We start from the raw sequence: 25,615 nt of genomic DNA, 5'->3' as shown, positions 1-25,615 counted from the left end.
TTTTGAGAGGCACCTTGCTTTCAAAAAACAATCTGTGGGTAGGTTAGGACTTTTTTACCGTACTTTGTGGCGGTTGAGCCAAGGCTCAATGAGCGAGTTGAAGAAGTTTATGAGAAACCTGTTTTTATTTGCATTATTAGTTTTTACCGCCTGTGGTTCAGATAATGCCGGTGATTGTTTTGAAGGAGAAGGCGATCCTGTAGCCATTACCTACGATTTACCTGAGTTTACCAAACTGCGCAGTGAGACCGATGTGATTGTGTACATCAAGCAGGGTCCCGAGCAAAAAGTGGTGCTTAAAACCGGAGAAAATATGGTAAGTGATGCCGTAATCGAAGTGCTTGACGGCGGTATTTTACGCATCAAAAACGCCAAGCGCTGCAACCTGTTTCGCGATTATCAAAACTTTGTGGTCTACGTCACAACGCCAAATCTTACCGAAATACGTAATGCTTCAGGAAACGATATTTTTAGTGAGGGGGTGCTTAATTTTCCAAGTCTTATCCTTGCAAGCGATACGATCTATGATTTTGGAGATACGGCACCGCGGAAAAGCGGTAATTTTCACTTGGAAATAGAATCAACCAGGCTTGAAGTACGCGCAAATGGCAAGAGCGTGTTTTACTTAAGCGGGACTTCAACAAATCTAATTGCTTCTTTTTACAATGAAGGCCCAAGACTTGAAGCCCGGGATCTGGTTGCTCAAAATGTAACCGTAAATCAAACCTCTGCAAACAAGATGATTGTAAACCCACAGGCGAGTATTAAAGGAACCATTTTTGGAACCGGAGATGTTATTTCGGTAAACAGACCGGCTGTGGTTGAGGTTGAAGAAAAATACACCGGCCGCTTAATTTTTGAAAACTAATGCGCAGCATTCAACTTGTTTTACTTGCCGTATGTAGTTTTTCTTTTTACAGTCTGACCGCACAGGAAAACCCCGATTTGAAGGAGAAAAAACCGGTATCACTAGACGCCTCGTTTTTCTACGGAAGTATTCTGGAGCATAACCCCGACATCAATCACCTCATCACCGGTCATCCCACCGGTTTTATAGTAAGTTACAACCGCCGTACCTACGGTTTTAATGAGTGGGAACGCCGCTACAATTATCCCGATTGGGGATTTTCAGCTATTTATCAGGATCTGCACAACGAGTATCTGGGCGAAAACCTGAGTTTTTACGGGCATTTCAACTTTTATTTTTTGAATCGTAATGCCTATTTCCGCATCGGTCAGGGAGTCGCGGTTGCGGGCAGTCCGTATGATCCCGAAACCAATTACATAAACAATGCCTACGGCACCAAATTGCTGAGTTCGACCTACATCGCCCTGCAATACAACAAGCAAAACCTGTATAAAGGCTTCGGATTAAATGCCGGGTTTACGATCATTCATTACAGCAATGCCAATTTGCGCGCACCCAACAACAGTACCAATACCTTTGCCTTTAACGTCGGCGCTAATTACAACCTCGATTACGAGGAGTTTCCCGATTATATTCCCGAAGGCGAGCGTACCAAATATACCGAGCCGGTACATTTCAACCTGGCGCTACGCGGCGGGGCCAATGAAAGCGACATTGTAGGTCAGGGTCAGTTTCCGTTTTTTGTGGTTTCGGCATTTGCAGATAAGCGCATCAACCACAAAAGCACTCTCGTCGCAGGGACTGATGTGTTTTTTGCCTATTTCTTCAAAGAACTTATTAAGCTTCAGGCCGCTTCTTTCCCCGAAACCGGCGTTACCGGCGATGAAGACTGGAAACGTGTAGGGCTTTTCGTAGGTCACGAACTGCGCTTCAACAAGATCGCTTTTGTTTCGCATCTGGGTTATTACGTGTATTATCCGTACGAATTTGAAAACCGACTTTACAACAGACTGGGTCTTAAGCGCTATTTTACCGAAGATATCTCCGCTGCTGTTACCGTGAAAGCGCACGGCGCAAAAGCCGAAGGCGTAGAGTTTAGTCTGGGCTATCGTTTTTAAAAACCGGTAAAAGGCTGTTAGCCGAGTAAGTACTAGTTTTATTCCGCTCGTTTTTACATCTTTGCCAGTGATTTAAGTCATTCCATGATTCGATTTGTAGTTCTTTTGGCGCTTGCCCTAAACCTGTTTTCGTGTAAAGATCTCGAGACCAAAAAAATCTCTTCAGACGATCTGGTGCAGGAAGAACTCAAAACCCTCAATATGAACGAGGTTGAGGAGTATCCCACTTTTGCTTCCTGCGAGAACTTAAAAGATCAACAGGCGCGTTATTCCTGTTTTCAGAACGAATTACAGCGCAATTTTCAGCTTCAGCTTTCTAATAAAACGATGATTGTCGAGACCGAAATCAACGATACGGTCTGGCTTTACCTGAGCATCAGCGAGCTGGGTGATCTCACGATTGAAAAGGCACAAATTCCCGATACCATCGCCAGTCAATTGCCGCAACTGGAAGGTTGGCTTAAAGACAGCCTCGATTCGCTTCCTAAAATCATCGCGGCCCACAAAAGAGGTATTCCGGTTAAGACCAGCTTTAAAATGCCGGTAGTTGTGAAGGTTGAATAAGAGTTTTTAGCGTGCTTTTTGAAATTTTCAAACAGCACCCTTCCTTTGAAGGAAGCGTTGGGGATGGATGTTTACGTAGGTGTCTATTTCTTAAAATCCCTCCCTTTCCAGCTAAACTTACCAAACTGGCTCACCAAGGCTATATACAGGGTGAAAAACGGATAAACAAGCGCAACCCATAGATACTGTTTAAACGGTTTTTTTTGGGCGAAAAGATTTGCGGTGCACCAGATGAGGAGAAAATCTATAGCGACTTTTAGTATCAATAAGTAGTAGATTTCGGCAAAAAATAATCCGGCTACTACCGAAGCATTTCCCAAAAGAACCAAAACCGAAACCAGAACCGCAAACCGGCTTTTGTAGGCTGAGGCCTTCGCTGCCCAGCGTTTCCGTTGATTGATCAGCGATTTTAAATCGGGTTGCGGCGCTGTTGCTACCAACGCGTGCCGGGTTTTAAGATACCCAACCGCTTTAGCATCGGCTTCTAAAAACTGCTGCATTAAAAATACATCATCTCCGCTGGCGATGTGATTGTTCGCAGCATAACCATTCAGTTTTAAAAACGCACTTTTTAAAAATGCCAGATTGGCACCATTACACATAAACGGCCTCTCCAATCCAAAGCTGCCGATGGTTGCCCCTTGAAGGCTCAAAAAGTCGAGCTGTTGAAAGGCATCCAGCAATTTGTTTTGATCTTCATAAAAGCAAACCGGCCCGGCGATGAATGTGCAAGCCTCGCGAAGTATTTTGTAATTGTAATGCTTCAGCCAGTTTGACGGCACCCGGCAATCTGCATCGGTGGTAATGATCCAATCCATTTTTGCTTCAGCAATCCCCAGATTGAGCGCATCTTTTTTTGGTGAGCCTGAAACGCGTTTGTTGTTTAGTGTTTTCAGTTCTAGTCTTTGATGCGCAGCTAGAAAATTTTCAATTACTTCCAAAGACCTGTCTGTAGACCCATCGTTGATGAGAATGATTTCAAACAGCTCATCCGGATAATCCAAACAATCTAATGTTTCCAGTAAAGCTTCCAGATGCCGGGCTTCATTTCTAAACGGGATGACGATAGAAAATCTGGTTTTGATGTCTGAAAACATCTGGTTGTCAAAATTTGTGCTTTCGTTTTTCAGTCTAAAAAAACCAATGCAAAGCCCTGCGATGAGCAAAACATAGAAGATTAAGAGGAGGGCAATGACGATCACGCTTATAATGGTTAGCTTTGCGAAAGCTTCAAAGATGGAAAAAATTTAGCGCTTGAAATCAGAAAAAATCATTTTAGGGATTGACCCGGGAACCACGATTATGGGTTTTGGCCTTATACGCGTGGTCAATAAAAAAATGGAGTTTCTTCAGATGAATGAACTTCAGCTTAAAAAATACGACGACCCCTATATCAAACTCAAACTCATTTTTGAACGCACCATCGAACTTATAGACACCTACAATCCCGATGAGATGGCGCTCGAGGCTCCGTTTTTCGGAAAAAACGTACAGTCTATGCTTAAGTTGGGCAGAGCTCAGGGAGTGGCTATGGCAGCCGGTCTCTCGCGCCAGATCCCGGTAACCGAATACCTTCCGAAAAAAATAAAAATGGCCATCACCGGCAACGGTAACGCCAGTAAAGAACAGGTGGCTAAAATGCTGCAAAGCCTGCTCGGCCTCAAAACCCTGCCTAAAAATCTGGACAGTACAGATGGTCTGGCTGCCGCGGTTTGTCATCACTTTAACGCAGGTCGTGTCGAAACCGGTAAAAGTTATACCGGCTGGGATGCTTTTGTTAAACAGAATGAAAAGCGGGTAATATCCCCCAAACCCCCGAAGGGGGCTTAAAGCATTATTCTATGAAAATCGAAGATTTTCTACAAGACAGAAAAACTCCCCCTTCGGGGGCCGGGGGGCTGGGGATCGGTTTGTACATCCACATCCCGTTTTGTAAGCAGGCCTGTCATTATTGTGATTTTCACTTTTCGACCTCCTTGAAAAAGAAAGACCAACTTGTCGAGGCTCTGTGTGCTGAAATCATCTTGCGCAAAAACGAAATCCCAGGTGTTCTGCAAACCATTTATTTTGGTGGCGGAACGCCGAGTTTGCTTGATGCGGACGAACTCGAGCGTATTTTTAAAACCATTGATGCGCATTTCGCGATTACCGAAAATCCGGAGATCACTCTTGAAGCGAATCCCGATGATCTTACCGAAGAAAAGCTGAAGATGCTGGCGCAATCACGAATCAATCGACTCAGTATTGGCGTGCAGTCCTTTTTTGAAGCAGATTTAAAGCTGATGAACCGGGCGCATAATGCAGACGAGGCGGTGCGCTGTCTGGAACTAGCTAAAGCCTATTTTGACAACATTTCGATAGATCTTATCTACGGCATGCCCGATATGATAAATGCGCGCTGGAAAGAGAATCTGAACAAGGCATTGCAACTGGATATTCCGCATATATCAAGCTATGCGCTTACGGTGGAGCCCAATACGGCCCTTCAAAAGTTTATAGAAAAGGGTGTTGTAAAACCCGTTGACGATGCAGTGGCACAGGCGCATTTTGAGATTTTGGTCGATACGATGCAGCAGGCCGGTTTTGAAAATTATGAGTTTTCTAATTTTGGCAAACCCGGCTATTTTTCGCGAAACAACACCGCCTACTGGACCGGCAAAGCCTATTTGGGCATTGGTCCTTCGGCACACAGTTATGATGGAAATACCCGTAGCTGGAACATCAATAACAACCCCAAATACATCAAAGCTATTGAGGCCGGTGAGCTTCCGGTGGAGCGTGAAACACTTTCGCTTACCGATAAATACAACGAGTATGTAATGACCGGCTTACGCACCATTTGGGGCATTTCGCTTTCTAAAATCGAAGAATCCTTCGGTCTTAAATTTAAAGAATACGCGTTGCAACAGGCCGAAAAACATCTGGAAGAGCACTTGCTTTCTCGGGATGGCGATCGCATTGTAGTCACTAAAAAAGGTAAGTTTTTGAGCGACGGTCTGGCGAGCGATCTCTTCCTGCTCAATCTTTCTTAATTTTTTTAGCTGTAACTTTTTCTGAAAAGACTAACTTATAAGGCAACTTAATGAAATGCCTATGCGAGCAACAATTACTCTAAACAATAAACCCGTTACCGTAGATTTTAGCAAACCCATAGACATCAGCATTCCTGTAGTGAGTGGTGACGCTAATCCCGTGGCCTGGTATCTCAATCCGCCTAAGATTGAACCGGTAGTCGAGGGCAAATGGGTCGCTGCGGTGGCTCAGGGAGCGGTTGTGAATTTCAACAATATCTATTACAATCCGCACGCGCACGGCACGCATACCGAATGTGTGGGCCACATTACCGAAAAAGTGCACAGCATCAATCAAAACCTGAAAACCTTTATGTTTACTGCGGAAGTGATTACGCTGGTGCCCGAGCCGCATAACGAAGATTTTGTGTTTACTAAAAAACTGGCTCAGCGTGCCCTTCAGGGAAAAAATCCGGAAGCTGTGGTGATACGAACCTTGCCCAATACGGCAACCAAAAAAAGCAGAAAATGGTCGCATACCAACTGGCCGTATCTGCTGGAAGAGACGGCGGTGTTCTTTCGCGAAAGCGGAATCAAACACCTGCTTATCGATATGCCCAGCGTTGACCGCGAGGAAGATGGTGGCGTGCTCGCTGCACACAATGCATTTTGGAACACAGCCGGAAAATTAAGATTAGACGCCACCATCACCGAAATGATTTTCGTTCCCCACACCGTTCCGGACGGCTCGTATCTGCTCAATCTGCAAATCGCTTCTTTTGAAAACGATGCCAGCCCCAGTAAACCGGTTCTGTATGCTTTTGAGTAATTCAGAATTCAGAATGCTTGGTACAGAGTTTTCAATATCAAACCAAAAACCACTATTTGCCATAAAGATTTAAAGCATTGCAGGTTGCAGGTTGAAAGAAGCTCGGAAAGCTGAAGGCAAAAATGATTAAGTGCTGGCTGAGTAGATTTTGCGAAGGCCGTGGGCAGCAGAATTTGTATCGAAGGCAGTGCGAATTCTGATGTGTTAAATGACTTATAACTAATAATTTAATCCAAATATATCCTTTAGTTAAAAAGTAGCCTCCCTTTGAAGGGAGGTTTGGAGGGATGTTTTTTCAATGCAGAATGAAGAATTATGAGTTTCAAATAAGAAAGAGTGATTTCAAATAACCCAATAATCAATAACTTCATAAACAAACAGAACCCTTAACTTTACCGGAATACCGAATTTTCAACTTGCGTTATGGAATATCTATTCATAGGTCTCGCAGCAGGCAGTATCATTGCCTATTTTATTTTTTCGCGCTTTTCTAAAAGCCGAAGACAGCAAAATGCCCAGCAACAGTCTGTGGTGTTGATGGAAAAAATACGCAGCGTATGTAAATTCATCACTGTGGAAGGCGATTTTTCCGAAATCTACCATTACCAAAATGTGAAAGATAAATGGCTCAACTTATTTCTCGGGAGTAAAAAGGCCTTGGTGCTTATTGATGCCAAAGCCTATGTGGGTTTTGATCTCACCAAAATCAAAATGCACCCCGATGTGAAAAACCGTACGATTGTACTGACCGATTTTCCGCAGCCGGAATTGCTAAGCATCGAGACTGATTTCAAATATTACGACAAAAAAGAAGGTTGGGCCAACCCGTTTACCTCCACAGATTTAACCGAAATCAACCGGGAAGCCAAACAGCATATTATTGATAAAGTGCCGCAAAGCGGACTCTTTGGCGAAGCTTCAAAGCAGGCATTGAGCACGGTTTCATTAATGGAAAACCTGGTGCAGACCATAGGCTGGAAACTGGATTACAAAGCCCTTGAAACCGCAGCCGAAACCCCAAAATTGAAAGAAGGTGAAGTCTCAAAGTAGTTTTGAGGTAAAGCCTCTGGGCGAAAGGGACTGGCCGGTTTTAAAAAGTTTGGTAGACCGCGTCTGGCCGGTGACTTTTAAAGATATTCTGTCTGAAGAGCAGATCGCCTATATGATGGAGTTTATGTACAGCACTGCTTCGCTGAAAAAACAGGTAGAGACCGGAAGCCGTTTTTACATTTTGTATGAAGCAGCCGAACCTATAGGATACCTGGCGCTGATCCCCAATTACCGAAATGAGAAACTTTCCAAGGAGGGAAGTTGGATGAAGGTAGACAAACTCTACGTGATGCCCGAAAATCATGGCACCGGTGCAGGCCGTTTTCTGATGGATTTCGCTTTCGCGGAAGCTAAAAAAGAAGACGTACAGGGCGTAATGCTTAATGTGAACCGTGACAACAAAGCGGTCAAATTTTATGAGTATTACGGCTTTAAAACCGCCTATTCGGGCGACTTTGACATCGGTAAAGGATACCTGATGCAGGATTATATAATGGTGTATCCGTTCTAAAACATCTTGGAAAAGCGTAGGTACAAGAAGCTATCAAAAAACTTTAGGAGAGGTTATTAGATTTTTAAACCAAATACGAAAATTTAAAGAGTACTCAATTAACACACTTTAGAACCCATTAAATTTTAATATTCAAATCAACTGAAGCCGTTATTTAAAGGAATAGAAAATGGAAACTAACAAGCATTCGCACAAAGGGTTCAAGTTTGGAATTCTGGGAATAGGACTTATTTTAATTATTGTCATCCTTTCTCTACTTCTTCACCTATTGAAATATGATTTTATATCCTTAATAATTGGCTTAACAGTCTTTTCAATTGGAATCGTTAGTATAATAGGATTAATTAAATCTCTAAAAGGAATAAATGAACCTAATACTTTCAAGAAAATTATTGGGATTGTAATAAACTTTTGTCTCGTAGCATTTTTCTTGCTAGTATTTATTTCTGGGGGTTATGATCTATTTAGATTTTTGACAAACAACTAAAAATTCCCTCCCCCCGGGGGAGGGCTAGGGTGGGGACTATGAACATAGATAACTTCAGAACATACTGTTTACAAAAACCGGGTACAACCGAAGAATTTCCGTTTGATAACGAGACTTTGGTGTTTAAAGTAATGGGTAAAATGTATGCCCTAAGCGGACTCGAAAGTTGGGAGGCCGGCACACCGCGCATCAACCTCAAGTGCGATCCTGAGCGTGCACTGGAGCTGCGTGGGGAGTACCCCGAGAGTGTTTTGCCCGGCTGGCATATGAACAAACAGCATTGGAATACCGTGCTGTTAAACGGGGAGATTTCGCTAAAACAACTCTACGAATTCATCGATCACAGTTACGAGCTAATCGTAAACAGCCTTACCAAAAAGCTAAAAGAAGAATTGAAAGGCTTAAACTGATATGCATAAGTTAATTTTACATTTCTTGTTAAATACGTCTGATTGCGATTTAATAGAAAACCAAAAATTATAAAGCTTTTAAGCTTATGCAAAACCCAAAAGATACCTACACTTCCCTTGTAACCGACTATAAAGCGCAGCTAACCAAAGCCCAGTCGGCACTGTTTACTAGTAGTATGATTCGCTTGGCGGTCTTTTTGGTCGGGGTTATCGCAATCTATTTTTTATGGGCGCAGACGCGGTTGGTAATCGGGATTGTGGTGGCTGAGATTGTGCTGTTTCTCATTTTGGTCTCCCGGCACAACAAGCTTCAGTACAAACGCAATTTTTTGCAGGAATTGATTGCTTTAAATGAGACCGAATTACGGGTGTTGAATCGCGACTTTCACGATTTGCCTTCCGGCGAAAAATTTAAAAATCCGCTTCACGCTTTTAGTCAGGATGTAGATCTTTTTGGCCGCGGATCCTTTTTTCAGTACCTCAACCGCACCGCCCTCGAGAGCGGAACCCGCAAACTAGCCGAATTCCTCACCGCAAATGACATTACAGAAATTCCGCAGAAACAGGAAGCTGTGCAAGAACTTGCCGGGCATCTATCGTGGAGGCAGCAATTTCGAGCCACGGCGGCACTCGTCAAAGCCGACTATGATGCCAAAGAAATTCTCAGCTGGCTAAAAAACTACAGCAGTTTTATGCCCAAACTCATGCGTTGGGTGCCCAATAGCTACACCGGTATTTCACTGGTTGCTTTTGTGTTGGCCTATCTGGACCTTATTCCGGGAAATGTTGTGGCATGGTTGTTTTTTATCGGTTTGGGGATCTCCGGGATTTATGTGAAAAAAGTAAATGACCTCTGGGCCAATGCCAGCAAAATGCAATCTACGTTTGAGCAGTATCACAAACTGATGCTGCTGCTTGAAAAACAGGAATTTCAGTCGGTCTACCTGCAACGCCAACAGGTTAAAATCAAGTCGCAAAAGGCTAAAGCTTCGGCTGTAATTGAGCAGTTTTCAAAAATGCTGGGGATTTTAGACCAGCGTTCTAATATGCTTATGGGCATTATTATCAATTCTTTTTTCCTTTCCGATCTTAGACAATGCTACAACATCGAGCGTTGGATCGAAGCCAACGCAGGCGAGGTGGCCAATTGGTTTGAAGTCATCGCCTTTTTTGATGCGCAAAACAGCCTGGGGAATTTCAGCTTTAATCATCCCAATTACGCTTTCGCGAAAATTACAAAGGCCAGTCAAACCCTGGAAGCTAAAAGGCTTTCCCATCCGTTGCTGGATCCTAAAAAGGCCGTTCCCAATGATTTCAGTATCAAAAATGAGCAGTTTTTTATCATTACCGGGGCCAATATGGCCGGAAAAAGTACCTTTCTGCGTACGGTTTCGCTGGCTATCGTGATGAGCAACACCGGGCTTCCCATCTGTGCTCCCGAAGCGTCTTACCATCCCATTAAGCTCATCACCAGTATGCGCACCAGCGACTCACTCACCGATGATGAATCTTATTTCTTTTCAGAACTGAAGCGCCTGCAGTTTATTGTAAACGCCATTAAGGCCGATACTTATTTCATCATTCTCGACGAAATTCTCAAAGGAACGAACAGCACCGATAAGGCCATTGGCTCGCGTAAGTTTATTGAAAAACTGGTAGCTTCCAATTCTACCGGAATCATCGCCACCCACGACCTGAGCCTTTGCGAAGCGGCAGAAGATCTGGAACCGGTAAAGAATTACTATTTTGACGCCCAGATCATCAATGACGAACTCTTTTTTGACTACACTTTTAAAAAAGGAATTTGTCAAAATATGAACGCCTCGTTCCTACTGCGTAAAATGAACATAATCGACGCTTAGATGGATTCTCTAACACAAATTGTATTGGGTGCCGCGGTTGGCGAAGCCGTCCTCGGCAAGAAAGTGGGCAACAAGGCGATGTTGTATGGTGCTATTGCAGGTACGATTCCGGATTTGGATACCCTCGTGGGTAAATTTCTCGATCCGCTTACAGCGATTGAAATTCACCGTGGCATTAGCCACTCCATTGTATTTAGTATTGCGATGGCGCCGTTGCTGGGTTGGCTGGTTTCTAAAATTCATACAAAGGCACAGGCAACCTGGAAAGATTGGTCCTGGCTGTTCTTTTGGGGTTTGATCACACATCCGCTGTTAGACGCGCACACCACCTGGGGAACGCAGTTGTTTTGGCCTTTCGATCTGCGACTGGCCTATCAAAACATTTTTGTGATCGATCCGCTGTACACCCTACCGTTTCTGATCTTCCTGATTTTGGCAATGCGATTGCCTAAAACTTCGTCAAAACGCCGTAAGTGGAACCGATTGGGATTGATTGTAAGTTCGGTTTATATGCTGCTTACGCTCATTCTAAAAGGCATCAGCTATCAAAAATTTACCGATGCGCTTGAGGAGCAAAATATAGAATATACCGCGATTGATACCCGCCCCGCAGCCTTCAATACGATCTTATGGTATGCCAACGTAGATGTGGGAGACGCCTATCTGCTGGGAGATTATTCGTTTTTTGATACTAAACCCATTGAATTTCGATTTGTGCCGAAGGATCATCAGTTTTTAGGCGATTACAAGGATACCGAAACCATAAAGCGACTGGAAGCCATTGCCCAAAACTGGTACACGATTTACCGTAAAGACGGAAACCTGTATTTTAACGACCTGCGTTTTGGAGTCTACGATTTAGATGCCAAAAATCTGAGGTTTGTATTCAGCTATAAATTGATTCCTACCGAAACCGGACTTACCATAAAGGAAACCGAGCGTGACCCGGAAGCGATGAAGCAGGTGCTGCGCAGTTTGTGGGAACGGATGTGGGGGAATTAGATTTTAGACGTGAGATTTGAGAATATAGAATATAGAAAGTAGAAAGTAGAAAGTAGAAAGTAGAAAGTAGAAAGTAGAAAGTAGAAAGTAGAAAGTAGAAAGTAGAAAGTAGAAAGTAGAAAGTAGAAAGTAGAAAGTAGAAAGTAGAAAGTAGAAAGTAGAAATTACCTTTAATAACCCAATAACCCAAAATATGAACTATAAACTCTCAGACATTACTCCAAAAGAAATCATGCCGGGATACCATGGTAAACTGGTACATACTCAGAATACCTCTTTGGCTTTCTGGGAAGTGGAAGAAGGCGCTGAGGTTCCTGAGCACAGTCATATGAACGAGCAAATTATGCACGTAATTGAAGGCGAATTTGAGTTTACCCTCGACGGAAACACGCAGGTATACCATCCCGGCGATATTGTCGTGATCGCTCCGCACCTCAAACACAGCGGCAAAGCCCTTACACCCTGTAAATTACTGGATGTGTTTAGCCCTACACGGGAGGAGTATAGATAATTAGATTTTAGATTTGAGACATCAGACATTAGAATAGAGAGCAAAGACAAAAAACTGTTTGTTCCTTCCGGATGTGTCTCAAATACTAATAATAATAGCAATAAAAATAATCAATGAATATTAACTTAAGCGGAAAGAAAGCACTGGTAGGCGGAAGCACTTCAGGGATTGGGAAAGCAATTGCGATGCAACTTGCGGCAAGTGGCGCGACGGTGACCTTAATGTCGCGATCGCTGGAAAAGCTGGAAGCTGTAAAGGCAGAACTGCCTACTCATCATAAGCAGCAACATCAGATCCTTCAGGTTGATTTTACAGATTTTGAGGCCTACAAAACGATAATTTCAACATACTTTGAAAGCAACACGGTTGATATTCTGGTGAATAACACGCAAGGTCCGGCTGCGGGTACCGCGATCGAGAAGGAGGTAAGCGATTACCAGCAGGCGTTTGATTTGTTGTTTAAAAATGTGGTGCTCACTACCGAATTGGCGCTTAAAGCGATGCGCAAAGCGAAATGGGGACGTGTCATTAACGTTGCTTCGGTTTCGGTTAAAGAGCCGCTGGCACATTTGGTCCTGTCAAATTCCATCAGGGCTGCTGTAGTAACCTGGGCAAAAAGTCTGGCTACTGAAGTCGGTCCCGATCAAATTACGGTAAACAGTATTTTGACCGGCTATTTTGATACTGAACGTATCGCTTCCTTAAATGCTAAAAAAGCCCGGGAGCAGGGTATTTCGGAAGCAGCAGTTTTTAAACAACTCGAAGCCGGTGTGCCCGTACGCCGTATTGGTAAACCGGAAGAATACGGGTTTCTGGTTGCCTTTCTGGCTTCAGAGCAGGCGGCCTACATCACAGGCACTCAAATTCCCATTGATGGTGGTTTGTTGAGTAGTTTGTGAATTTCACTCTCGTTTTTATAAAACTTCTGATTTGAGCAATAAATGAATTTGGCGCGCATTGTTATAGCACTAAAATATTAGTCAAAATATTTTTCCGTTAGAGTCTATGATTTAAATGTTTAAGACTGAATTTTTTTATTTAAACAAGGATTAATTCTTACTCGAAACGGTGATACTATAAAGAAAACTGAGTGTGATCTGGAAGCGATGGTTAAGCAGCTTCTGAGATGGTATTTGTAATTAGACCTAAAATTTCAAATTAACAGATGGTAATAAAGCTATGTGTTCTAAACCATTCAATGAATAACCCAAACGACCCACTATTCCAAGATCTAAGGTTTGATTAATTTTAAAGAAATATCCGAGCGATAAGCTTACCCCAAAATTATCATCTCTTTGTTCATCATTAAAAAGAATATATACAGATTCGTTTTGAATATTGTCCAAATTAATTTCGTTATAATATTCATTATAGTAAAATACACCAAAGGTCAATTCTAATCGATTTTGAAATTTTTTTCTAAAATGAATGTCGTAGTAATTTTTTAGATGAGTTAAGCGATAATTATCTAAAATTAGTCCTCTTCCACTTGTTTGACCTAGGTTAGATTGATTAATATTTTTGGAGTGAATCTGCTTGCTAAAACCAAGCCCTATAAATCGATTTTTTGAAAGAGGTAAGTCTGCTTCCAGGTTAATTAGGGTTCCAATATTACTAAAGCTCAAATCAGGGTAATCCTGAGTGAAATCTTTTCCGTAATCAATTAGAGCTAAACCGTAGCTCAACCTTAATTGTAGTTTTGCATTAGTGGCGTTGTCTCCTTGAGCAATCGCAAAAAGGGGTATGAATAGAAAAAGGAATTTTAGAAAATTCATTAGGTTTTTTAAATTTAAAAAGAGTGTCCTAGAGTTAAAGATACATTATAATGGTCACCAGAAACAGGAATATCGGTCACACCAGATTTTATCGGAATACTATATAAATCAAAATTTAAGCCTATATGTAATTTTTTATGAAACCTATAGAATGTGTGTATACTTGGACTGAAGAAAAATTTGGTCTCGGTTTTAGTGGTTAAAATTTCAGAATAGGCGGTTATTTTTCCTATTTCAGTTGAAAAAATAAGTTCGTCAAGAGAATTATAAGAAGACTTTCCATTATAAAGACCTCCACCTATATTGAAGCTAAGATACCAGCGGTTGCTGTTGATAAATGAGTAATGTATGCGCACTCCCAAAAAATGTGCATTGATTTTATGCCAAAGCGAATAAAAAGCGAGACTTGAAGGATCTTCCGAGACTTCCGGTAGTAACTCATTGTAAAAATTTAGTGTTTCTTGCTGATTACCGTAAAATTCGGGGAATTCAGAACTACTGGCAAAATGGTAAAATGTTTCAAAAGAAAAACTTTCGGAAAAGCGGTTGATATAGGCGACCCCTAGCGTATACTCTTTATTATTCGAGGTCAGATCGTTAAAAAAAGGAACTCCTATTTCAATATTGATTAGTTGTTTATTGACTATTTGGCCAAAGGTAAACAGAGGTAAAAGCAAAAAGAGAATTTTCATTAAGAAAACAAGAATAAAAAATAATGAGTGTTTCTTTGTTACTACTGTTTAAATCAAAACTAACCTATATCTGTGTTTAAATCAAAAATTTATAATTTCAATTTTATGTATTCTTACATCATTACATTCTAATTAACTGGTGCGTTATTACACGTATGCAAATCGCAGACAATTTTTATTAAATTACTTTACTTATAAAATTCTTACTCTCTTTCTGGCTTCAGAGCAGGCGGCCTACATCACGGGTACTCAAATTCCCATTGTGGTGGTTTGTTGAGTAGTTTGTGATTATTACGCACTTAAATTTCGGTACTCGCGCGGCGACATCCCCTTTTCTTTTTTAAAATACCGGTTAAAGTTGGAAACCGAATTAAAACCTGCGGCATAGGCGATGTTAGCGATAGGTTCCTGCTGATCTGGGGTGCGCAGCAACTGGCACGCGTGCTCAATACGCAGGCCGGTCAGAAATTCGCTAAAGGTTTTGTTCGTCCGCTCTTTAAAAAACCGGCAAAAAGCGGTGGGACTCATCACAGCGATTTCCGCGATTTCCTCCAGGCTTATGCGCTCCTGAAAATGACTCAGGCAAAAGTCAAAAACCTTACTCATCCGCTGACCTTCCGTATCGGTATAGCGTGAATTTTCGGTGAAATTGGAGAGCAGTTCTTTAGGAGCTTCGGCGGTTTCGTAAAGCAGGTTGATAAAGTGTAAGAAGCGCTTCATCCCGGAATTCTTCAGTTGCATAAAGCATTTTTTAAAGCTTAAATCCCGGTCTTTAATGCGGAAACCCGACTGGGCCAGATTAAAAAAAGGTTCAAAATCGCGGAGTTCTTCCGTCTCGAAAAAATCGGCGCCAAAGCTTTCGCGGTTAAAAAAAACCGAGAGCATATGCGATTCGCTGTCTTCCTGTATATCGCTTCTAAATACATGCGGCAGATTTCCGCCAAAAACCAAAACTTCACCGGGCTCAAAGCGGGTTACGGTGTTTCCGGTTAACAAGGTGCCGGTGCCGCTCAGGACATAGCTCATCTGTATTTCGGGGTGTTGATGCAGCTTGTCGTAAAAGAGGAATTCGTGATCCTCCTGCACGATGAGGGCCTGCTTGCCCGATTTCGGTATTTTAAACGGTAAAACTTTCACTAAGTAGAATTTGACCTAAATAACTGCCTTAATTTGAAGGTCGCGCTAAAATATGCAAAGATTTGGTTAAATACTACAAAAGAAATGCTTTAGAACTCCAGTAGCTTTGCTAGAGTATTTAAAATTAAACCTATGCAAATCAATTGGGAAGGCGTAATGCCCGCAGTAACCACAAAATTTACTCAGGACGATAAACTGGATCTTGAACTTTTTGAACTAAATATTAAAGCGCAGCTTGATGCCGGTGTTCATGGCATCGTACTGGGCGGTACTCTGGGAGAAGCCAGTACCCTGAGCGATGAAGAGAAAAGTACCTTAACCCGCAAAACGGTTGAGATCGTTGCCGGTAAAGTGCCGGTTATGATGAATATCGCCGAGCAAACTACAAAAGGAGCGATCGTAGCTGCTAAAAAAGCTGAAGAAGATGGTGCAAGCGGACTCATGATGTTGCCTCCTATGCGTTACAAAGCCAGTGATCGCGAGGTGGTTGCTTACTTTAAAGCGGTGGCGCAAAGTACCTCGCTTCCTATTATGGTATATAACAATCCCGTTGATTATAAGATTGAAGTGACCCTCGATATGTTTGAAGAGTTGCTCGAAGAACCCAATATTCAGGCGGTAAAAGAGTCTACGCGCGACATTTCAAACGTGACGCGCATCAAGAACCGTTTTGGAGACCGTCTTAAAATTATGACCGGGGTTGATACGCTGGCTCTTGAAAGTTTATTGATGGGTGCAGACGGCTGGGTTGCTGGTTTGGTTTGTGCATTTCCTGCTGAAACTGTGGCGATTTATGAGCTGCAAAAAGCGGGTCGCATTGCCGAAGCACTTGAAATTTACCGCTGGTTCTTACCGCTTTTAGAGCTGGATATTGACGCTCAGTTGGTGCAAAACATTAAATTGGCAGAAGTACATACCAACATTGGGTCAGAATTCGTGCGGGCGCCGCGTCTTCCGCTTGCAGGAGCACGCAGGGAAGAGGTTCTTCAGATTATTAAGAAAGGTCTGGAAACCCGCCCTGAATTACCTGAATATAAAAACCTGAACGCAGGCGTAACTGCTTAAGCGTAAAACAACCTCGGGGTCAGGCCTTGAGGTATTTTACCCCTTGGCGGAGTCAATTAAATTGGTGAGAAAATGGATCGGAAGCTAGAAACATACTCATGTGCGGCTAAAACTAACTAACAAAGCAGAGGCCATGCCGAAGATCCATTTTTACCGATTTACCCTCGTTTAGGGTTTCAAATACAAGCCGGGCACCTTTCAGAGGTGCTTTCGCGCTAAATAAATACTGTTTTTGGCAGTTAAAGCTGAAAACTACAAGCTGATTTTTCAAAGTGTTTTTGAAAGTCAGACAATCAAAAATGATATGATTACAGGAAAAAATTACATAGGCAACAGCCTTTCGGCGAAAGGAACACAAACCTACAAAACGGTTAACCCGAAGCTTAACAGCGATAATGAGTGGGATTTTACCGAAGCCACAGAAGCTGAGGTAGATGAAGCCGCTCAAAAAGCGACGGAAGCTTTCGCAGTATATAAACAAAAAACAGATAAAGAACGCGCTGCATTTTTAAGAGCTATAGCAGCGGAAATCGAAGCTTTAGGTCAGGAAGTGATAGCTGCGTACACCGCAGAGTCAGGCCTGCCCGAAGGGCGTGCGATGGGCGAGCGCGGGCGGACTATTGGTCAACTCAATTCGTTTGCTGCTTTGCTTGAGCAGGGTGACTGGGTTCAGGCGACTATAGATCATGGCAACCCGGAGCGCACTCCCGCACCAAAACCCGATTTGCGCAAAATGCAAATCGCGGTAGGTCCCGTCGCCGTTTTTGGCGCCAGTAATTTTCCGTTTGCTTTTTCTACGGCTGGCGGTGATACGGCAAGCGCGCTGGCAGCAGGTTGCCCCGTTATTGTAAAAAGTCACCCGATGCATGCGGGTACGGGCGAACTCGTTTCTTCAGCGATTATTAAGGCTGCGGAAAAAACCGGAATGCCTGACGGCGTTTTCTCAAATCTGAATAGTAAAGGAATTACCGTAGGCGAGCAACTTGTTAAGCATCCTGCAATTAAAGCGGTGGGCTTTACCGGAAGCATCAAAGCCGGAACGGCATTGACCAAATTGGGTGCGGGCCGAAAAGAGCCTATCCCGGTTTATGCCGAAATGGGAAGTATAAATCCGGTTGTGATTTTACCCGAAGCTTTAAAAGCAAATGGCGAGGCCTGGGCACAGAAATATGCCGGAAGTATCAATCTGGGAGCAGGACAGTTTTGCACCAATCCCGGACTTATTTTAGGAATTGAAGGCGCTGAACTCGATACGTTTGGGAAGCACCTGGCTGCAGCATTAGGTCAGCAACCGGCTAATTGTATGTTGCACCCCAATATTCACAGTTCGTACGAGAGCGGAAAGCAAAAAATGCTCGACGCAAACGGCACTGAAGTTCTGGCGGTAGCGCTAGAGGCGGAAGGTGCAAATGACGGCAAACCCGCACTGGTCAAGGTAAACGCAGACGATTTTCTGGCTAATCCCGAATTGCATACCGAAGTTTTTGGTCCGTTTTCGATGCTGGTTGCCTGCGCTTCAAAAGCCCAGTTGCTTGAAGTGTTGAATACCTTGGAAGGTCAGTTGACCGGTTCGTTGATTGCCGAAGCCGCAGAAGTTTCAGCATATACCGATGTGATTGACGCCCTGCGTTCACGAGTAGGAAGAATTTTATTTAACGGGGTGCCAACCGGTGTAGAAGTATGCCCGGCGATGCACCACGGTGGTCCGTTTCCCTCAACTTCTGATGCGAAGTTTACATCTGTAGGAAATGACGCGATTTACCGCTGGGTACGCCCGGTTTCGTATCAGGACTGGCCGCAGGAACTACTACCCGAAGCTTTAAAAGACGGAAACCCTTTAGGTATTCTGCGTAAGGTGGACGGGGCATATATAAAATCTTAGCATTTATTTGTCAGTCTGAGCCTGTCGAAGACAAATAATTGTCAATGTATTCAAACTTCGACAAGCTCAGTTTGACAGGTTTCCTCAGTATGATGGACTTTAATATTTAAAACCAAAAGCTTATGAGAGCGTGTAGCTTACTTTTTGTAATTCTTATGAGTATTCCAACAGGCTGGGCTCAGCAAGTGGTTTCCCTGGACAGCATCATCAGCATTTATGAAAACCATCGGGATTACGATTGGCAGGATTATCCGTTGGGGCGTTACGATGAAGAATTGTATAAAGAGCGGGCTGCGTTTGCTCAGGAGCTTTTAGATAAGCTGGCGACCTTGAACGAAGAGGAGCTCACGGCAAGCCAAAAGATTTCAAGTGAGCTTTTAGCATTTGTGTTGCAGGATCAGGTAGCTGAGTACACTTACAAGATGCACCTCAACCCCATTCAGGCCGATCAGGGCTTTCACCTCAACCTCAATTATCAGGTGCGACCCATTCGCAGTTACGATCAGGCGGTGGCTTATCTCAACCGGCTAAAGGCCATTCCGTATTTTGCTGAAAGTCATTTCGCCCTGATGCGCGAAGGTTTTAAGCAGGGTATTGTGCAGCCACGCATCATTTTCAATGGGTATGAGTCCACCTACGAGACGCATATTGTCGACAATCCGCTGGAGAGTTATTTTTATTCGCCCTTTTTAGAATTGCCCGATAACATTTCGCAGTCGCGAAAAGATTCGCTGCTTACCGCCGCAAGGCAGGTAGTTGAAGATAGTGTGATCCCCAGTTTTAAAAAGATCAAAGCCTTTTTTGAGACCGAATATTTACCGGCAAGCCGGGATGCAATAGGAGTCTCGGCACAGCCCGGCGGAGCAGAATTTTACCAAAACCGAATTGATTTTTACACCACTTCGACTGATTATACAGCAAAAAGCATCCACGAGCTGGGCCTGAAAGAAGTCGCCCGCATCAAAGCCGAAATGCAAAAAATCATCAAGGAAGTCAATTTTGAAGGCAGCTTTGCCGATTTCCTAAAGTTTTTGCGTACCGATGCTCAGTTTTACGTTACTACCGGCGATGCTTTGTTAATGCACGCCCGAGATATTGCCAAGCGTATTGACAACGAGTTGCCAGCTTTCTTTTCGCGATTGCCGCGGCAGCCTTACGGTGTAATTAAAGTACCCGATGCGATTGCGCCTAAATATACCGGCGGGCGGTATTCCGGCAGCAGCATAAACGGAACGCAGGCCGGGCATTATTTGGTGAATACCTATCAGTTAGAGAGTAGGCCGCTGTACACCTTGCCATCGCTTACCGCGCACGAGGCCGTGCCGGGACATCACCTGCAGGGAGCCCTTAATCAGGAAATGAGTGACAGCATTCCGCAGTTTCGCAGAAATTTATACCTCTCCGCTTACGGTGAAGGTTGGGGGCTTTACTCCGAGTATCTGGCCGATGAGATGGGAATTTACAGAACGCCTTATGAGAAATTTGGTCAGCTCACCTATGAGATGTGGCGCGCCTGCCGTCTCGTGGTAGACACCGGGATTCACGCCATGGGCTGGAGCCGCCGGGATGTGGTAGACTATATGTCTCAAAACACGGCACTTTCCATACACGAGATCAATACTGAAACCGACCGCTATATCGCCTGGCCGGGGCAGGCACTCAGCTATAAAATAGGCGAACTCAAAATACGCGAATTGCGGGAGCGTGCTAAAAAAGCTTTGGGCGAAAACTTTGACATTAGGGCGTTTCACGAGATCATCCTCAGTGAAGGCACCGTGACCTTACCCATTTTGGAAGAACAGGTTGACGCCTACATCGCGAAGAATGTAAAAGGTTAAGGGTTAAAAGTTAATAGTACCATCAGTTAAGAAATAAACTACAATTAGAAAATAAGCTGTAGTTGAGGGATTGACCTGTAAAGAATCATCAATTCCAAATAATAAATAATAATAACAATAAGAATAGTAATACCGAATGCCCATCCACACTTTTCAATGTATAGACGCGCACACTTGTGGGAATCCTGTGCGTGTGGTTAAAACCGGCGGTCCCGAGCTGGTAGGTAAAACCATGAACGAGAAACGCCAGCATTTTTTAAAAGAATATGACTGGATACGCAAAGGGCTCATGTTTGAGCCCCGCGGTCACGATATGATGAGCGGGAGTATTTTGTTTCCGCCCCACGACCCTGCAAACGACTTTGCGATTTTATTTATTGAGACCAGCGGTTGCCTCCCCATGTGTGGTCACGGAACCATAGGCACCATTACCATTGCTATCGAAGAAGGCCTTATCACTCCTAAGGTGCCTGGTAAGATCAGGATGGAGGCGCCGGCAGGTCTCGTGGAAATTGAGTATCAGCAAACCGGAAACAAGGTAGACTGGGTAAAGCTTACCAACGTAAAAAGTTACCTCGCCGCACGCGATTTGACCATTGAATGCCCGGAACTTGGCGAACTCAAATTTGATGTGGCCTACGGCGGAAATTACTATGCGATTGTTGATCCGCAGAAGAACTTTAGCGGGGTGCAGGATTTTTCGGCATCCAAGATCGTACAGCTCAGTCAGGAATTGCGTCAGCGCATCAATCTGAAATACCCCGATCATTTCATACATCCTGAAAATGATACCATACGCGATGTAAGCCATATGTTGTGGACGGGCTCGCCCATTGATCCTGCTTCATCGGGACGCAACGCGGTTTTTTATGGCGACAAAGCCATTGACCGCTCACCCTGTGGTACCGGGACATCGGCACGTATCGCCCAGTTGCACGCCCGGGGATTGCTTCAGCCGAAGACCGATTTTATTCACGAGAGTTTTATAGGTTCCAAGTTTATTGGCCGTATCGAAGAAGTAACCACTTTGGGGAACTTTCCGGCGATTGTTCCCAGCATCAAAGGTTGGGCGCGTATCTACGGATATAACACGATGACTATTGATACGGAAGATCCGTATGCGTTCGGGTTTCAGGTGATTTAAGCCGCATTGAGGGTTTTGTTTTCGGGGCTTTGCATCGAAATTATGAATTGATTATCAAACCCATATCTCTTCGGCTTGCGCGAGGTTTTTAATAAATAAAATATGAAGGTTTTTAAGTTAAATATTCAGTATATCACGTTTACGCTTTTGTTGATTGCGGGTGTTTCTTTCGCCCAGGAAAAAATGACAAAGGCTGAATATCAGCAGGCGATTGACTATACCTACGGAAACGTGATCAATCAAAAAGCCTTCAACCTCAAAACGGAAGTGCACGAGTTTGAGGAAGGTTCAGGGATTTGGTTTCTGAACTACGATAAAGCCGGAAAAACCTATTTGGGTCTAAACTACAAAGACCTCAGGACGGCTCCGCTTTTTGATCATGTAAAATTGGCGGAAGCCTTATCCAAAGAGCTGGACAAAAACGTCGAGGCAAGAGATTTAGACCTTTCCCGCCTGGAACGCAAAGCAGAAAGCCTGTATTTTCTTTTTGATGGAAAGCCTTTTTCGTGGGATGGTGATAGCCTTAAGCCCGTTGATTCAAAAAATGACAAGGCCAGGGATTCCTGGCGCAACCGCGACCGAAGCACTTCAACTTCACCGGATGGTAAGTGGAACGCTTTTGTAGAAAATCACAATTTATTCCTTGAAGATGCCGGGTCGGGTAAGAGGGTGCAGCTTACCACAGACGGGGAGCCGGGTTACGATTACGCCAGCAGCATCGGTTGGTTTGATATTATAGAAGGCGAAGGCACCGAACGCCCACCGCATTTTGACGTACAATGGTCACCTGATTCCAAATACCTGGTGACGCAGGTGGTTGATACCCGCACTGCCGAAAAAATGTATTTGCTGGATTACAGCATAGACAGTCTGTATAAGCCCAAATTGCTGAGTTATTACCGCGGTTCGCCCGGCGATACCACGATGGTGACTTACAAGCCGGTATTTTTTAATGTGGAAACCAAAGAACAACTCGATATTGATCTGCCCAAAAAAATACACGTAAACAGCATCTGGCTTAAGTGGATGGATGACGAGCCGCATAAAATGATCGCCTCTTACCGCAGTCGCGGCTATAAAGATCAGTACTTAAAAGTGGTTGATCTGGATGTACAAAGCATCAGTCCGCTTTACGAAGAATCGGTTACGACCAGCATCGATAATTTTGAATTTCGTGAGGTTGAGGGTTGGCAGGACCTCGTTGTGCTTTCAGAGCGCAGCGGCTGGAAGCAGCTGTACCTTCTGAATAAACAAAGCGGCAAGCTAAAACCGCTTACAAACGGGGAATTTGTAGTTAATGAGATTGTCAATATCGATACCAAAAACAAGCTTATATACTATCTGGCTTCCGGTGTGGACAAAGCTGCAAATCCCTATCATCAGCAACTCTATAAAGTTTCCCTAAACGGAAAAATAACGAGCCTTACGCCTGAGCCTGTGAACCATGACATTCAGTTTTTAGAAGGATCAGCATATTTTGTGGATGTGCTTTCGGCCGTAGATAAACCTTCTAAAACCCTTTTGCGCAGCAAGAAAACCGGAAAAATTATAGAAACGCTTACCGAAGCAGATGTTGATGCCCTGACCGGCGAAGGCTGGCAATTGCCGGAAGTGTTCAGCCTAAAAGGTAAAGACGGTAAAACGCCTATTTACGGGGCCTTTTGGCGACCGGTAAACTTTGATGCCACAAAAAAATACCCTGTGATTGATGCGACTTATACCGGGCCGCATACGCAGATGTTTCCGCGTTCGTTTGACCGTGCGCTCAGTCATCAGGCTATGGCCAATCTGGGTTTTATCGTTGTGGCCGTTGATGGTCTGGGTACAGCTGCCCGTTCCAAGGCTTTTCGCGATGTTTCGTATATGAATATGGGCGACAACCTGCGCGATCATGTCAATGCGATTCGGTTTTTGGGCCAAAAGTACACCTGGGTAGACACAGACCGGGTCGGGATTTTTGGGCATTCGGCAGGCGGTTATGATGCGGCGCATGCGGTTTTGGCCTTTCCTGATTTTTATAAGGTGGCGGTTGCCAGCAGCGGGGATCACGATTTTAGAATGGAAAAAGCCTGGTGGCCCGAAATGTACATGGGCTACCCCATTGATGAGCGCTACGAGCAGGTCTCAAACGTGACTATGGCGCCCAATCTTAAAGGGAAATTATTGCTGGTTCATGGTGGGATTGACGATAATGTAAACCCTTCGGGAACCTTTAAACTGGCGGAAGCTTTAATCAAAGCCGATAAGGAGTTTGATCTGCTTATCATCCCAAGTCAGCGCCATGGATACAGTGGCAGATTCAACAGCTATTTTCAGAAAAAGCGCTGGAATTATTTTATAAAAAATTTGCTCAACAAAGAACCTTTGTGGGATTATAACATCAACTAACATGAGTAAGAAATGTGTTGTCATAGGCGGTGGGATTATTGGTTTATCCTGTGCTTATTATTTGCAAAAAACCGGTCATGAGGTAACGGTGATTGATCAAAGCGCTATGGATAGCGGTGCATCCTACGTTAACGCCGGTTATTTAACGCCCAGTCACATCATTCCGCTGGCGGCGCCCGGTGTGATGAAACAGGGTTTAAAATGGATGCTCAGCAGTAAGAGTCCGCTTTACATCAAGCCCCGGCTCAATGCAGGTTTTCTGAAGTGGACGATGGCCTTTAACAGCTCGTGTACCTATAAAAATGTAGCTAAAGCCATTCCGGCGATACGCGATATCAATTTGCTTTCAAGGGATTTGTATGCAGCTATCAAAGAAGCCGAAAATTTCAGTTTTCAGCTTGAGAAAAAAGGCTTGCTGATGTTGTGCCAAAGCGATCACATGCTGGAAGAGGAGGGGCATACCGTAGCCATGGCCCATAAAGAAGGTTTGCCCGCAAAAATGCTGAGCGCTGAAGAAGTACAGCAAAAAATGCCTGATGCGAAATTAAATATCAAAGGAGCGGCGTATTACGAGTGCGACTGGCATACCACCCCGGGCGAATTTATGCACGAGTTTAAAGTGTTTTTAGAAGACAGCGGCGTTAAGTTTTTAAAAAACGAGCAGGTAACCGATTTTGGAAAGCAGGGCGAAAAGATCACCAAAGTACAAACCCAATCGGGCAAGAAGATTGAAGCCGATGAGGTGATTCTCGCTACCGGAGCCTGGGCGGGAACACTGAATAAAAAATTAAATCTGAATATCCTGATGCAGGCCGGTAAAGGCTATCGCATCAATTCTACTGCAGAAACCGGAATCACGCTGCCTTCGATCTTATGCGAAGCCAAAGTGGCGATCACACCCATGAACGGCTTTACGCGTTTTGCCGGGACTATGGAAATCGCCGGGATCAATCACGACATCAACAACGCACGGGTAGATGCTATTGCCCGGGCTGTGCCCCGTTATTTTGAAAATGTAACAATCACCGAAGCCGAAAAGGCAGATGCGCAGTGCGGTTTACGCCCGGTAACCCCGGATGGTTTGCCGTATATAGGCCGTACGTCAAAATGGCAAAACCTCACGCTTGCAGCCGGTCACGCCATGATGGGCTGGAGTCTGGGCCCTGCCACCGGACTGCTGGTTTCTGAAGTGATTAATGGAACAAAACCTTCACTGGATTTGAGCGTGTACAATCCGGATCGAAAATTCTAGGTCTTGCAGCCCCGGCAAATAAAGAACTGCCCTCATCTCCCGTCAATCTTTTCCCTAAACCTTGGGGGAGAAGGGGGCTTTTTTCTTAGGCTGTTTTAGAACTATTCGTAAGTTACGAGACTTTCTAAAAAGGTATTCTGTATTGGATTGTCAGTCTGAGCCTGTCGAAGACTATTCGGGTATCTATAGCTTCAAAAACTTATACCCCCGAAGCATCGG

At 44.1% G+C, this 25,615-nt stretch carries 23 protein-coding genes; 19 read left to right on the top strand and 4 right to left on the bottom strand.

Going from position 1 to position 25,615, the window contains the following annotated elements; all coding sequences use genetic code 11:
* Positions 1-109 precede the first annotated feature (109 nt).
* From ACSSS3_RS05005 to ACSSS3_RS04995, 3 genes are all read left to right on the top strand, one after another.
* Positions 110-868, top strand: a complete 759-nt coding sequence (locus ACSSS3_RS05005) for a head GIN domain-containing protein (RefSeq protein ID WP_442846660.1) — start codon at positions 110-112, stop codon at positions 866-868.
* Positions 868-1,986 carry an acyloxyacyl hydrolase gene (locus ACSSS3_RS05000; RefSeq protein WP_442846659.1) on the top strand — a complete coding sequence of 373 codons (1,119 nt, stop codon included), beginning with the start codon at positions 868-870 and terminating at the stop codon, positions 1,984-1,986. Before ACSSS3_RS05005 ends, ACSSS3_RS05000 begins: the two co-directional genes overlap by 1 nt.
* Before the next feature lie 84 nt (positions 1,987-2,070).
* Entirely contained in the window at positions 2,071-2,550 is a 480-nt protein-coding gene (locus ACSSS3_RS04995; protein WP_442846658.1) for a hypothetical protein, read from the top strand.
* Positions 2,551-2,633: 83 nt separating this feature from the next.
* On the opposite strand, the gene ACSSS3_RS04990 is transcribed toward ACSSS3_RS04995, so the two are convergent.
* On the bottom strand, positions 2,634-3,752 hold the full coding sequence (locus ACSSS3_RS04990; RefSeq protein ID WP_442846657.1) for a glycosyltransferase family 2 protein: 1,119 nt from the start codon (positions 3,750-3,752) through the stop codon (positions 2,634-2,636).
* Between the two features lie 52 nt (positions 3,753-3,804).
* Here ACSSS3_RS04990 and ruvC point away from each other — a divergent pair, with 52 nt between their 5' ends.
* From ruvC to ACSSS3_RS04940, 10 genes are all read left to right on the top strand, one after another.
* Positions 3,805-4,380 carry a crossover junction endodeoxyribonuclease RuvC gene (gene ruvC, locus ACSSS3_RS04985; RefSeq protein ID WP_228229008.1) on the top strand — a complete coding sequence of 192 codons (576 nt, stop codon included), beginning with the start codon at positions 3,805-3,807 and terminating at the stop codon, positions 4,378-4,380.
* 11 nt (positions 4,381-4,391) lie between these two features.
* Complete coding sequence (gene hemW / locus ACSSS3_RS04980) at positions 4,392-5,582, top strand: radical SAM family heme chaperone HemW (protein WP_442846656.1); 1,191 nt, start codon at positions 4,392-4,394, stop codon at positions 5,580-5,582.
* A gap of 61 nt (positions 5,583-5,643) precedes the next feature.
* Positions 5,644-6,390 carry a cyclase family protein gene (locus tag ACSSS3_RS04975; protein ID WP_442846655.1) on the top strand — a complete coding sequence of 249 codons (747 nt, stop codon included), beginning with the start codon at positions 5,644-5,646 and terminating at the stop codon, positions 6,388-6,390.
* 423 nt (positions 6,391-6,813) lie between these two features.
* The gene (locus ACSSS3_RS04970) at positions 6,814-7,440 is read left to right on the top strand and encodes a DUF4230 domain-containing protein (RefSeq protein WP_442846654.1); all 627 of its coding nucleotides are present in this window, start codon (positions 6,814-6,816) and stop codon (positions 7,438-7,440) included.
* Positions 7,424-7,951, top strand: coding sequence for a GNAT family N-acetyltransferase (locus ACSSS3_RS04965; protein WP_442846653.1), 528 nt, complete (start codon positions 7,424-7,426; stop codon positions 7,949-7,951). The genes ACSSS3_RS04970 and ACSSS3_RS04965 overlap by 17 nt, the downstream gene beginning before the upstream one ends.
* 525 nt (positions 7,952-8,476) lie before the next feature.
* A complete protein-coding gene (locus ACSSS3_RS04960; RefSeq protein WP_099645856.1) occupies positions 8,477-8,848 on the top strand; it encodes an MmcQ/YjbR family DNA-binding protein in 372 nt (123 codons plus the stop codon).
* 86 nt (positions 8,849-8,934) lie between these two features.
* Entirely contained in the window at positions 8,935-10,710 is a 1,776-nt protein-coding gene (locus ACSSS3_RS04955) for a MutS-related protein (protein WP_442846652.1), read from the top strand.
* Entirely contained in the window at positions 10,711-11,712 is a 1,002-nt protein-coding gene (locus ACSSS3_RS04950) for a metal-dependent hydrolase (protein ID WP_442846651.1), read from the top strand. It abuts the gene before it with no gap.
* 193 nt (positions 11,713-11,905) lie between these two features.
* Positions 11,906-12,223, top strand: coding sequence for a cupin domain-containing protein (locus tag ACSSS3_RS04945; protein ID WP_442846650.1), 318 nt, complete (start codon positions 11,906-11,908; stop codon positions 12,221-12,223).
* 113 nt (positions 12,224-12,336) lie between these two features.
* The gene (locus tag ACSSS3_RS04940) at positions 12,337-13,122 is read left to right on the top strand and encodes an SDR family oxidoreductase (RefSeq protein WP_442846649.1); all 786 of its coding nucleotides are present in this window, start codon (positions 12,337-12,339) and stop codon (positions 13,120-13,122) included.
* A 246-nt stretch (positions 13,123-13,368) separates the two neighbouring features.
* Here the strand turns inward: ACSSS3_RS04940 and ACSSS3_RS04935 are convergent, their stop codons facing one another.
* From ACSSS3_RS04935 to ACSSS3_RS04925, 3 genes are all read right to left on the bottom strand, one after another.
* Positions 13,369-13,998 carry a hypothetical protein gene (locus ACSSS3_RS04935; protein ID WP_442846648.1) on the bottom strand — a complete coding sequence of 210 codons (630 nt, stop codon included), beginning with the start codon at positions 13,996-13,998 and terminating at the stop codon, positions 13,369-13,371.
* A 14-nt stretch (positions 13,999-14,012) separates the two neighbouring features.
* The gene (locus tag ACSSS3_RS04930) at positions 14,013-14,690 is read right to left on the bottom strand and encodes a hypothetical protein (protein WP_442846647.1); all 678 of its coding nucleotides are present in this window, start codon (positions 14,688-14,690) and stop codon (positions 14,013-14,015) included.
* Positions 14,691-14,981: 291 nt separating this feature from the next.
* Entirely contained in the window at positions 14,982-15,827 is an 846-nt protein-coding gene (locus ACSSS3_RS04925) for a helix-turn-helix domain-containing protein (RefSeq protein WP_442846646.1), read from the bottom strand.
* A 132-nt stretch (positions 15,828-15,959) separates the two neighbouring features.
* Between ACSSS3_RS04925 and ACSSS3_RS04920 the strand changes: the two genes are divergently transcribed.
* The 6 genes from ACSSS3_RS04920 to ACSSS3_RS04895 all read left to right on the top strand — a co-directional run bounded on the left by ACSSS3_RS04920 (position 15,960) and on the right by ACSSS3_RS04895 (position 25,396).
* On the top strand, positions 15,960-16,892 hold the full coding sequence (locus tag ACSSS3_RS04920; RefSeq protein ID WP_442846645.1) for a dihydrodipicolinate synthase family protein: 933 nt from the start codon (positions 15,960-15,962) through the stop codon (positions 16,890-16,892).
* A gap of 304 nt (positions 16,893-17,196) precedes the next feature.
* On the top strand, positions 17,197-18,774 hold the full coding sequence (locus tag ACSSS3_RS04915) for an aldehyde dehydrogenase (NADP(+)) (RefSeq protein ID WP_442847401.1): 1,578 nt from the start codon (positions 17,197-17,199) through the stop codon (positions 18,772-18,774).
* Between the two features lie 155 nt (positions 18,775-18,929).
* Positions 18,930-20,612: a DUF885 domain-containing protein gene (locus ACSSS3_RS04910; protein ID WP_442846644.1), complete on the top strand. Its 1,683-nt coding sequence runs from the start codon at positions 18,930-18,932 to the stop codon at positions 20,610-20,612.
* Positions 20,613-20,748: 136 nt separating this feature from the next.
* Positions 20,749-21,756 (top strand): 4-hydroxyproline epimerase, encoded by a 1,008-nt coding sequence (locus tag ACSSS3_RS04905; RefSeq protein WP_442846643.1) that lies wholly within the window; start codon positions 20,749-20,751, stop codon positions 21,754-21,756.
* A 102-nt stretch (positions 21,757-21,858) separates the two neighbouring features.
* Positions 21,859-24,144 (top strand): prolyl oligopeptidase family serine peptidase, encoded by a 2,286-nt coding sequence (locus ACSSS3_RS04900; RefSeq protein ID WP_442846642.1) that lies wholly within the window; start codon positions 21,859-21,861, stop codon positions 24,142-24,144.
* A 1-nt stretch (position 24,145) separates the two neighbouring features.
* On the top strand, positions 24,146-25,396 hold the full coding sequence (locus ACSSS3_RS04895; RefSeq protein ID WP_442846641.1) for an NAD(P)/FAD-dependent oxidoreductase: 1,251 nt from the start codon (positions 24,146-24,148) through the stop codon (positions 25,394-25,396).
* Positions 25,397-25,615 lie beyond the last annotated feature (219 nt).

Origin of the sequence: Leeuwenhoekiella sp. H156 (assembly GCF_052218455.1) — a bacterium.
Taxonomy (GTDB): domain Bacteria; phylum Bacteroidota; class Bacteroidia; order Flavobacteriales; family Flavobacteriaceae; genus Leeuwenhoekiella; species Leeuwenhoekiella parthenopeia.
This window is presented reverse-complemented; position numbering and strand designations above follow the sequence as displayed.

Coding starts and splice junctions, on each gene's coding strand:
- ACSSS3_RS05005 (WP_442846660.1), top strand. CDS start 110: ATGAGAAACCTGTTTTTATTTGCATTATTAGTTTTTACCGCCTGTGGT.
- ACSSS3_RS05000 (WP_442846659.1), top strand. CDS start 868: ATGCGCAGCATTCAACTTGTTTTACTTGCCGTATGTAGTTTTTCTTTT.
- ACSSS3_RS04995 (WP_442846658.1), top strand. CDS start 2,071: ATGATTCGATTTGTAGTTCTTTTGGCGCTTGCCCTAAACCTGTTTTCG.
- hemW (WP_442846656.1), top strand. CDS start 4,392: ATGAAAATCGAAGATTTTCTACAAGACAGAAAAACTCCCCCTTCGGGG.
- ACSSS3_RS04975 (WP_442846655.1), top strand. CDS start 5,644: ATGCGAGCAACAATTACTCTAAACAATAAACCCGTTACCGTAGATTTT.
- ACSSS3_RS04970 (WP_442846654.1), top strand. CDS start 6,814: ATGGAATATCTATTCATAGGTCTCGCAGCAGGCAGTATCATTGCCTAT.
- ACSSS3_RS04960 (WP_099645856.1), top strand. CDS start 8,477: ATGAACATAGATAACTTCAGAACATACTGTTTACAAAAACCGGGTACA.
- ACSSS3_RS04955 (WP_442846652.1), top strand. CDS start 8,935: ATGCAAAACCCAAAAGATACCTACACTTCCCTTGTAACCGACTATAAA.
- ACSSS3_RS04950 (WP_442846651.1), top strand. CDS start 10,711: ATGGATTCTCTAACACAAATTGTATTGGGTGCCGCGGTTGGCGAAGCC.
- ACSSS3_RS04945 (WP_442846650.1), top strand. CDS start 11,906: ATGAACTATAAACTCTCAGACATTACTCCAAAAGAAATCATGCCGGGA.
- ACSSS3_RS04940 (WP_442846649.1), top strand. CDS start 12,337: ATGAATATTAACTTAAGCGGAAAGAAAGCACTGGTAGGCGGAAGCACT.
- ACSSS3_RS04935 (WP_442846648.1), bottom strand. CDS start 13,998: ATGAATTTTCTAAAATTCCTTTTTCTATTCATACCCCTTTTTGCGATT.
- ACSSS3_RS04930 (WP_442846647.1), bottom strand. CDS start 14,690: ATGAAAATTCTCTTTTTGCTTTTACCTCTGTTTACCTTTGGCCAAATA.
- ACSSS3_RS04920 (WP_442846645.1), top strand. CDS start 15,960: ATGCAAATCAATTGGGAAGGCGTAATGCCCGCAGTAACCACAAAATTT.
- ACSSS3_RS04915 (WP_442847401.1), top strand. CDS start 17,197: ATGATTACAGGAAAAAATTACATAGGCAACAGCCTTTCGGCGAAAGGA.
- ACSSS3_RS04910 (WP_442846644.1), top strand. CDS start 18,930: ATGAGTATTCCAACAGGCTGGGCTCAGCAAGTGGTTTCCCTGGACAGC.
- ACSSS3_RS04905 (WP_442846643.1), top strand. CDS start 20,749: ATGCCCATCCACACTTTTCAATGTATAGACGCGCACACTTGTGGGAAT.
- ACSSS3_RS04900 (WP_442846642.1), top strand. CDS start 21,859: ATGAAGGTTTTTAAGTTAAATATTCAGTATATCACGTTTACGCTTTTG.
- ACSSS3_RS04895 (WP_442846641.1), top strand. CDS start 24,146: ATGAGTAAGAAATGTGTTGTCATAGGCGGTGGGATTATTGGTTTATCC.